The sequence below is a fragment of the Collinsella aerofaciens genome, from assembly GCF_027679495.1.
GTDB lineage: Bacteria > Actinomycetota > Coriobacteriia > Coriobacteriales > Coriobacteriaceae > Collinsella > Collinsella aerofaciens_AK.
On the sequence record NZ_JAQEKC010000051.1, the window covers coordinates 1 to 621 of the forward strand.

The window sequence follows — 621 nt, forward strand, 5'->3', positions numbered from 1 at the left end:
ATTGCCAGACCGGAGGGGCGCCGGGGGCGGGAATCTGGGCGTACACATTTCCTACACATATAAGTACTCTCGGCTGGCTGGTTAAAAACAGGAGGGGACCTCGCATCCGAGATCCCCTCTTTAGCCCATCTATAGCTATAGAAGACTCTTAAATACCTTATGCCAGCAGCTTGCGACCGGACTCCTCGATCGCGTCAAGTGCGGCATCAGCCTCGGCGGCATCCGCGCCCTTAGCGAAGATGTACAGCTTAATCTTGGGCTCGGTGCCGGAAGGACGAACAATACCCTTGTTGCCGCCCTCAAGATCGAACTCAATGACGTTAGCCTTCGGCAGGCCGTTCACGCAGGTGTTGTAATCCACGACAGCCTCAATCTTGGAACCGGCGAGCTCCGCGGGCGGGTTCTCGCGCAGACCGGCCATGATGCCGGCCATCTTTGCCGCACCCTCAGCGCCCGGATAGCTCAGCGAAATCGTCTTGTTGTGATAGTAGCCATACTTCTCGTACAGCTCGTGCATCGCGTCGGCAAGGTTCTTTCCCTGGAGCTTGTAATACTGCGCCATCTGGCAAATCAGAAGAGAAGTGCTCACGGCGTCCTTGTCGCGCACGTGGTCACCGGCCA

1 pseudogene is annotated in these 621 nt (G+C 57.3%); it reads right to left on the reverse strand.

Features of this window, described 5'->3' with window-relative positions:
- Positions 1-157 precede the first annotated feature (157 nt).
- A pseudogene (locus PGW49_RS10250) lies at positions 158-621 on the reverse strand (phospho-sugar mutase); the annotation flags it as partial.